General features: G+C 67.5%; 7 protein-coding genes and 1 pseudogene. 7 read left to right on the top strand and 1 reads right to left on the bottom strand.

The window, feature by feature from the left end:
- Positions 1-237: 237 nt before the first annotated feature.
- From Q7V15_RS03190 to Q7V15_RS03180, 3 genes are all read left to right on the top strand, one after another.
- Positions 238-765 (top strand): 2'-5' RNA ligase family protein, encoded by a 528-nt coding sequence (locus tag Q7V15_RS03190; RefSeq protein ID WP_304753796.1) that lies wholly within the window; start codon positions 238-240, stop codon positions 763-765.
- A gap of 176 nt (positions 766-941) precedes the next feature.
- Complete coding sequence (locus tag Q7V15_RS03185; RefSeq protein ID WP_304753795.1) at positions 942-1,196, top strand: type II toxin-antitoxin system Phd/YefM family antitoxin; 255 nt, start codon at positions 942-944, stop codon at positions 1,194-1,196.
- The gene (locus Q7V15_RS03180) at positions 1,193-1,459 is read left to right on the top strand and encodes a Txe/YoeB family addiction module toxin (protein ID WP_304753794.1); all 267 of its coding nucleotides are present in this window, start codon (positions 1,193-1,195) and stop codon (positions 1,457-1,459) included. Before Q7V15_RS03185 ends, Q7V15_RS03180 begins: the two co-directional genes overlap by 4 nt.
- A gap of 190 nt (positions 1,460-1,649) precedes the next feature.
- Here the strand turns inward: Q7V15_RS03180 and Q7V15_RS03175 are convergent, their stop codons facing one another.
- A complete protein-coding gene (locus Q7V15_RS03175; protein ID WP_304753793.1) occupies positions 1,650-2,831 on the bottom strand; it encodes an NAD(P)/FAD-dependent oxidoreductase in 1,182 nt (393 codons plus the stop codon).
- A 324-nt stretch (positions 2,832-3,155) separates the two neighbouring features.
- Between Q7V15_RS03175 and infA the strand changes: the two genes are divergently transcribed.
- From infA to Q7V15_RS03155, 4 genes and pseudogenes are all read left to right on the top strand, one after another.
- Positions 3,156-3,425 (top strand): translation initiation factor IF-1, encoded by a 270-nt coding sequence (infA, locus tag Q7V15_RS03170; RefSeq protein ID WP_300574777.1) that lies wholly within the window; start codon positions 3,156-3,158, stop codon positions 3,423-3,425.
- Between the two features lie 122 nt (positions 3,426-3,547).
- The gene (locus tag Q7V15_RS03165) at positions 3,548-6,409 is read left to right on the top strand and encodes a monovalent cation/H+ antiporter subunit A (protein ID WP_304753792.1); all 2,862 of its coding nucleotides are present in this window, start codon (positions 3,548-3,550) and stop codon (positions 6,407-6,409) included.
- A gap of 2 nt (positions 6,410-6,411) precedes the next feature.
- Positions 6,412-6,726, top strand: a pseudogene (locus Q7V15_RS03160) (Na+/H+ antiporter subunit C); the annotation flags it as partial.
- Between the two features lie 95 nt (positions 6,727-6,821).
- Positions 6,822-8,345: a monovalent cation/H+ antiporter subunit D gene (locus Q7V15_RS03155; protein WP_304753790.1), complete on the top strand. Its 1,524-nt coding sequence runs from the start codon at positions 6,822-6,824 to the stop codon at positions 8,343-8,345.
- The last annotated feature ends 69 nt before the right edge of the window (positions 8,346-8,414 follow it).

Here is an 8,414-nt window from a genome sequence, read left to right as displayed (position 1 = left end):
AGCGCGATGGATTCCGCGCCGCTGCCGACTCCGAAGGCGAGCTTGGTTTTGAACGGCAGCCGCTCGCTGTCGCCCGACTTATTCTGGGCCAATTTTAAATCCTCCCGAGCGCTCTTAAAATGGATCGGCGCATCGCGTGGTCTAAGCAAGCCCGAGCCTGCCCCAAAGGTCAACTGGCCGCGGCATACCGGAGGCTAGAGCGGCCAAGCTTCCCCTGGCCGGACAAGGACGGAGCCCATGACCGAGCCGCCGCCGCTGATCATCACCGCCGCCCTGGATGAGGGGGCGTTCGACTGGTTTGACGACCTGCGACAGGCCCATTTTCCGCGGAATCGCAATTTGGTCCCGGCGCACCTGACCCTGTTCCACGCCCTGCCGGGGGACCTTGAGCCCCGTATCGCCGAGATCCTGAAAACGGCCTGCGCGGCCAGGACGCCAATGCGGCTGGCGGTGCGCGGCCCCTGGTTCATCGGCCGGGGGGTGGCCTACCGAATCGCCTCGCCCGAACTGGAGGCCCTGCGCGCCGACCTGGCGCTGGCCTTCGCGCCCTGGCTGACGCCCCAGGACCGGGCGCCCTTCCGTCCGCACATCACCATCCAGAACAAGGCCGACCCGGCTGAGGCGAGGGCCCTGTGCGAACGGCTGCAGCTGGAGTTCGAGCCCTTCGACATCACCGCCGAAGGGCTGCTGGTCTGGCGCTATCTCGGCGGGCCGTGGGCGGCGGTGGCGAAGGTGGGTTTTGGGGGGCAGGCGGCGACGCCGTGAACGAGGGGCTGATTGGGCTCAAAGGAGGGCCTGTTTTGACGACGCCTGCTTTCGGACGATCTGCTCTGACAACGCGCTGGGGCGTCGCGGGCGAAGAGCTGAGCCCCCCAACGCAGCATCCTATGGCTTGTTTTTTGTACGATGTTTTGTACATATGAGAAACGAGGAGATTGAAGATGGACGTGATCACCTATTCGGACACCCGCGCAAACCTGAAGAAGGTGATGGACAAGGTCGTCGATGATCGCGCGCCCATTGTTGTGACCCGCACCCGTGGCGAGGCGGTCGTGATGGTTTCGTTGGCGGACTGGAACGCCATGGAAGAGACCCTGCATCTGGTCTCTCGGCCTGCCAACGCCCAGCGCCTCACGGATGCGATCGCCCAACTCGATGCGGGCGCCGGCGCCGAGCGCCAACTCAGCGAATCGTGAGGCTCGTCTTCGCGGATCAAGCCTGGGAGGACTACCTCCACTGGCAGAAATCTGACGCAAACGTCCTGATCCGACTGAACAGCCTGATCAAGGAATGCATGCGCACGCCGTTCCAAGGCATGGGAAAGCCTGAACCGCTTCGCGGCGAGCTCAAGGGGTGGTGGTCCCGTCGCATCACGCTGGAGGACCGCCTCGTCTATAGGGTCATCGGCGCGGGCACAGCTCAGCAACTCGAAATCGCACAGTGCCGCTATCACTACTGACGTGGTGGCCCATTAGACGCAGGCCGCCAGCGAGGGCGTAGGGACTTTTGCTGGACCATAAATGCTGAAAGCGCGGCGGGTGACGCGAAGCGGTAGGTCTGGCCCGCGAAGGGCTTCATCCGGGCCAAGTCTCGGCTTCGGTAGGCCTGTCGGTACTTCAAGACAAAGTGCAGAATCGCCCCGTTCAGCTCTAGACCGACTGCCCCGCGCTCCAGCCTGAGGCCCAGGCCCATTGGAAGTTGTAGCCGCCGAGCCAGCCGGTGACGTCGACCACTTCGCCGATGAAGTAGAGGCCGGGGACCTTGCGGGTCTCGAGAGTGCGGGACTCCAGTTCGTTGGTGTCGACGCCGCCCAGGGTGACCTCGGCGGTGCGGTAGCCTTCGGAGCCAACGGGCTTGACCCGCCAGGCGTTCACGGCGTCGGCCAGGGGCCGCAGCACCTTGTCGGACTGGTCGGCCATATTGCCCTTGGGGGCGTGGGTCTCGGCGATGAACTGGGCCAGGCGCTTGGGGAGCAGCTCAGCCAGGATGGTGCCGGGCGCGGCCTTGGCGCGGGCGGTGCGGGCGGCGCGGAGATGGGCGTAGACGTCCTGGCCCGGCGCCAGGTCGACGGCGATCTCCTGCCCCTCGCGCCAGTAGGATGAGGCCTGCAGGATGGCTGGACCGCTGAGGCCCCGGTGGGTGAAAAGCAGGGCCTCGGAAAACCGGGTCTTGCCGGCCGCCACCGTGGCGTCGACGGCGACCCCGGCCAGGGGGGCGGTGCGCTCCAGCAGGGAGACGTCGAAGGTCAGCGGCACCAGGGCTGGCCTGGTGTCGGTGACGCGGAGGCCGAACTGCCGGGCGACGTCGTAGCCGAAGCCTGAGGCGCCCATCTTGGGGATGGACTTGCCGCCGGTGGCGATGACCAGGCGCTCGCAGGTGACCTCGCCGGCCGAGGTCTGCAGGGTGAAGCCGGTGTCGTTGTGGCTGACGGCCTGGATGGAGGTCGCAAGGCGCAGCTCGGCGCCGCCCTTGGCCATCTCGGCCAGCAGCATGTCGATGATCTGGCGGGCCGAGCCGTCGCAGAACAGCTGGCCCAAAGCCTTTTCGTGGTGGGCGATGCCGTACCGGTCCACCAGGGCGATGAAGTCCTTGGGCCGGTAGCGGCGCAGGGCCGAGATGCAGAAGCGCGGATTTTCCGACAGGAAGTTCTGCGGGGTCGTGTTGATGTTGGTGAAGTTGCAGCGGCCGCCGCCGGAGATTCGGATCTTCTCGCCGGGCGCCTTGGCGTGGTCGAGGATCAGCACCTTGCGGCCCCGCTGGGCGGCCTGGGCGGCGCACATCATGCCAGCGGCGCCGGCGCCGGCCACGACCACATCATAGTTGAGTTCCATGGTCGCCTGCTTAGCCGAAAACGAGGCGGCGTGGGGGGATGACGGGGCTGCGGCTGGACATTTGCCCTCTCTGGGCCTATGGATTGAGCCTCGACATTTCGTCGCGCGACGCTCGACTTAAGTCCGTTTCAGCGCGGTCCACGAAAAGCCCGCCTCTCAAGCCTCCTCCATGCCCCGGTTCGCCAGGGCAGAGCGGGGCCTTTGGCGCGTCTGGACCACGAGCCGCCGTCCTGGCGGGGACTTTGAACCGCCTGGTCTTCGGACTGGGGCGCCGGCCGGACGGTCGGCTCGCCGGGCGTCGGCGACCAGCAGGAGACGACACATATGTCCAAGGAAGAGTTCATCGAGTTTGAAGGCGTGATCACAGAACTGCTGCCCGAGGGCCGGTTCCGCGTTCAGCTGGACAATGAACACACCATCCTCGCCTACACCGCCGGCCGCATGAAGCGGAACCGCATCCGCTCGCTGGTGGGCGACCGGGTCACCGTCGAAATGACCCCCTACGACCTGGAAAAGGGTCGCATCACCTATCGCCACAAGACCGAAGGCCCCCGCATGGGCGGCGGTCAGCGGCCGCAGTTCCGCCGCCGCTAGGGGTAGAGGCGCGTCGCAGGTTGCTATAGCTGCGCAATAACGCGAATTTCATTGGGGCTGTGACCTTCCGTCGCTATTGATGGGGCCACACCCCACCTGACGTCATCGACTCGAGGGCCATTTTGACCCTGGCGTGGATCGCCTTACTGCCGTTTCTAGGCGCGCTCGCGCCGGCGCTCACCATCCGCCTGGGTCGCAACGCCTGCGCCCTGGCCACTGGGCTTGTGACGGCCAGCGCCCTTGTCCTGCTGCTCAGCCTCGCCCCGCAGGTGATGGCCGGGGAGGTGGTGACGACCAGGATCGCCTGGTTCCCGGCCCTTGGCCTCAACCTCAACTTCTTCCTCGACGCCCTGGGGCTGATGTTCGCCGGGATGATCCTGGGCATCGGCCTTCTGGTCATCATCTATGCCCGGTTCTACCTGGCCAAGACTGATCCCATGGGGCGGTTCTTCGCCTTTCTGCTCCTGTTCCAGGGGGCGATGGTAGGCATCGTCCTGTCGGACAATATCCTGCTGCTGCTGATCTTCTGGGAGCTGACCAGCCTCTCGTCCTTCCTGCTGATCGGGTATTGGCGCCACCTGCCCGAGGGTCGCCAGGGGGCGCGGATGGCCCTGACCGTCACCGGTCTGGGCGGCCTGTCGTTGATCGCCGGCCTGCTGATCCTGGGCCAGATCGCCGGGTCCTATGACCTCAGCGTCATCCTGCAGAGCGGGGCGGCGATCCAGGCCTCGCCCATGTACTTGCCGGCCCTGCTGCTGATCCTGGGGGGCTGCTTCACCAAGTCGGCTCAGTTCCCGTTCCACTTCTGGCTGCCCCACGCCATGGCCGCCCCGACCCCGGTCAGCGCCTATCTGCATTCGGCGACCATGGTGAAGGCCGGCGTCTTCCTGCTGGCCCGCCTGTGGCCGGCCCTGGCCGGCACCGAGGCCTGGTTCTACCTGGTGGGCGGGGTGGGCCTGTTCACCATGGTGTTCGCCGCCATGGTCGCCCTGTTCAAGGACGACCTGAAGGGGCTGCTGGCCTATTCGACGATCAGCCATCTGGGCATGCTGACCTTCCTGTTTGGGCTTGGCACGCCGGCCGCGGCGGTGGCGGGCGTCTTCCACATCATCAATCACGCGACCTTCAAGGCCGCCCTGTTCATGAACGCCGGCATTGTCGACCACGAGGCCGGCACCCGGGACCTGCGCAAGCTGGGGGGCCTGTTCACCCTCATGCCGATCGCCGCGACCCTGGCGGTGCTGGCGGCCGCGGCCATGGCCGGCGTCCCGCCGATGAACGGCTTCATCTCCAAGGAGATGATGCTGGAGGAGGCCGTCGGCGCTCAGGCGTTCGGCCTGACGTGGCTGGTCCCGGCCATCGTCATGGTCGGCATCCTGTTCTCGGCCGCCTACTCGTTCCGCTATGTGATCGGCGTCTATTTCGGACCCAAGCGGGAGAGCTATCCGTCCAAGCCCCATGACGCGCCATTCGGCATGTGGGCGCCCTCAGCCCTGCTGGTGATCCTGGCCATCGCCATCGGCCTGGCGCCGGCCCTGGTGGCGGGACCCCTGGTGAACGCGGTGTCCGCCGCGGTGACGGGCGGGACGGCGGGTGAGAAGTATCTCTCGCTGTGGCACGGCTTCAACCTGCCCCTGGCCATGAGCGTGGCGGCCCTGGTGGGCGGGGGCCTGCTGCTGGCCTTCCATCGCGGGGCCGAGCGGATCTGGCTGGGGCTTGGCCTGCCGGACGCCAAGGCGATGTTCGATCGCGCGGTGTTCGTCATCGCCCGGGCCGCCCAGCGGTTCACCGAGGCGGTGCATAACGGCTCGCTGCAGCGCTACCTGTTCATCATTGTCGGCGCCGCGATCATCGTCGCCCTGGCCGGCTTCATCAGCGCTGACTATGCGGAGGGCGCGCGGGCGACCTTGCCGGCGCCGGGCGCGGCGGTGGTGGCCTGGGGGCTGCTGGTGGGCGGCGCCACGGCGGTGGTCCTGGGCCACCGGCACCGCTACCTGGCGCTGATCTTCATCAGCGTCATCGGCCTGATCGTCTCCCTGGCCTTCGTCTTCCTGTCTGCTCCGGACCTGGCCCTGACCCAGATCTCGGTGGAGGTGGTGACCATCCTGCTGCTGCTGCTGGCCCTGAACCTGATGCCCAAGACCACGCCGGTGGAAAGCAGCCGCGGGCGGCGCCTGCGGGACGGCCTGCTGGCGGTGGTGGGCGGGGTCGGCATGGCCGGCGCCACCTGGGCCCTGCTGCGGCGGGAGGGACCGCCTTCGATCTCGGAGTTCCATTGGGCCAACTCCTATTCCGGCGGCGGCGGCACCAATGTGGTCAATGTGATCCTGGTGGACTTCCGGGGCTTCGACACCTTTGGCGAGATCATCGTCCTGGGCATCGCCGCCCTGACCATCTTCGCGCTGCTGGAGACGGCGGGGCGGGGCGCCTCGGGTCGCCGTCTGGCGGCCTGGACGCCGGATCAGAAACGCTCGCCCGAGCACCATCCGATGATGCTGGTGGTGGCCACCCGGCTGCTGCTGCCATTGGCCCTGGTGGTCGGTTTCTACATCTTCCTGCGGGGGCACAATGAGCCGGGCGGCGGCTTCATCGCCGGCCTCGTGGTCTCCATCGCCCTGCTGATGCAGTACATGGCCTCGGGCTATAGCTGGGCCAATCGCCGTCTGCCGGTGGATCACCACGGCCTGATCGGGTTTGGCGTCCTGGCCGCGGCCCTGACGGGGCTGGCCGCCATGGCGCTCGGCACGCCCTTCCTGAAGAGCGCCTATGAGTATGTGGCCATTCCATTGATCGGCGATGTGGGCCTGTCCAGCGCGCTCGCCTTCGACATTGGTGTCGCCTTCACCGTGGTCGGGGCGGTCATGCTGGCCCTGCATCACCTCTCCGGCGTGGCCCAGCGGGCGGAGAAGTCCCCCGCCACGGCCGACCTGGCCATGGATGTCGACCCGAGCCGCGCTCCGGCGCCAGGAGGCGAGGGCGCATGAGCATCGAATTTCTGGTGGCCACCGCCGTGGGCGTGATGTCGGCGGCGGGGATCTATCTGGTCCTGCGGGCGCGGACCTTTCCCGTGGTCCTGGGCCTGGCCTTCATGTCCTACGCCATCAATGTCTTCCTGTTCGCCTCTGGGCGGGTGGTGATCAACCAGCCGCCGATCTGGGGCAAGGATGTCACGGCCTATAGCGATCCCTTGCCCCAGGCCCTGGTGCTGACGGCCATCGTCATCGCCTTCGGCATGACCGCCCTGGTGGTCGTGCTGGCCCTGCGAACCTATCTGGAGACCGGCGTCGATCAGGTGGACGGTCTGGCCGATCCCCCTGGGCAGAAGCCGCCCCCGCCCGAGGAGAGCGCGGTGCTCGGCCCCGAGCCGGCCGCGCCCCCCGCTGGGGAGGCTCGCCGATGACCCATTGGCTGGTCGCCCCCGTCCTGCTGCCGGCCCTGCTGGCGCCGATCATGCTGCTCTTCCTGCGTCGGCGCCTGATGGAGTCGCGGGTGCTGTCCATCGGCGGCTGCCTGGCCCTGCTGGCCCTGGCCGTCGTGCTGGTGGCCCAGGCCGACACCGGCGTAACCCAGACCTATGCGATGGGGGACTGGCGGGCGCCCTTCGGCATCGTCCTGGTGCTGGACCGGCTGAGCGCCCTCATGCTGCTCACCACCGCGATCCTGGCCCTGGCGGTGATGATCTATGCCGTGGTGACCGGGCTGGACCGGCGGGGCTGGCACTTCCACCCCCTCTTCCAGTTCCAGATGCTGGGGCTGAACGGCGCCTTCCTGACCGGAGACCTGTTCAACCTGTTCGTCTTCTTCGAGGTCATGCTGATCGCCTCCTACGGCCTGATGCTGCATGGGGGCGGCGGCGCCCGGCTGAAGGCCGGCGTACAGTATGTGGTGATCAATCTGGTGGGCTCGACCCTGTTCCTGGTGGCGGTGGGGCTGCTCTATGGGACGACCGGCACCCTGAACATGGCCCATATGGGCGAGCGGATCGGCCAGGCGCCGGTCGGTGATCATGGACTGATCCTGGCTGGCGGACTGTTGATGGTCGCCGTCTTCGCCCTGAAGGCCGCCATCGCGCCGCTGCACTTCTGGCTGCCCCGGACCTACGCCTCGACCTCAGCGCCCATGGCCGCCCTGTTCGCGATCATGACCAAGGTCGGCGCCTATTGCATTCTGCGCTTCACCACCGTGACCTTTGGCGAGGGGGCTGGCGAGATGGCCTGGGCGCCTGCGCCCTATCTGCTGCCGGCCGCCCTGGCCACCATGCTGGTGGGCTTCATCGGCGTGATGGGCGCGCGCAACCTGCGACACCTGGCGGCCTTCTCGGTGGTGGGATCGATGGGGACCCTGGTGAGCGCCATCTCGGTGTTCACCCCGCAGTCCACAGCCGCGGCCCTCTACTACCTGCCGCACTCGACCTTTGCGGCGGCCGCCCTCTTTCTGGTGGCCGACCAGATCGCACGGCGGCGGGGGGAGTATGGTGACGTGCTTTCCCCCAGCCCGGTCTTCGTCCAGGCCGGGGTGCTGTCGGGCCTGTTCTTCCTGACGGCCATTGCGGTGGTGGGCCTGCCGCCGCTTTCAGGCTTTCCCGGCAAGCTCCTGATTCTCGACGCTGTCCGCGACGCGCCGGGCGGCTGGTGGATCTGGGGCTTCATTCTCGGGACGACGGTGATCGGCCTGCTGGCCTTCGCCCGGGCGGGCAGCACCCTGTTCTGGAAGAGCGCGGCGACGCCCGGCGAGATCAAGGCGGCGCCAGCGGTGGCGCCGATCGCCTCAGCCCTGGTGGTGGCGGGCCTGCTCAGCATACTGGCGCTGTTGACCTTGGCCGGCGGACCGGTGAGCGCCTATCTCAATGCGACGGGCGAGCAGATCTATGAGGCCGGCGCCTATGGCGGCGCTGTCCTGGCGCCAGGGGAGGGGGGATGATGAAACGGCTGCTTCCGCATCCGGCCCTGACCGTCACCCTGATCGTGGTGTGGATGCTGCTGGCCAACC

Source organism: Phenylobacterium sp., assembly GCF_030651755.1.
Lineage (GTDB): Bacteria > Pseudomonadota > Alphaproteobacteria > Caulobacterales > Caulobacteraceae > Phenylobacterium.
This window is presented reverse-complemented; position numbering and strand designations above follow the sequence as displayed.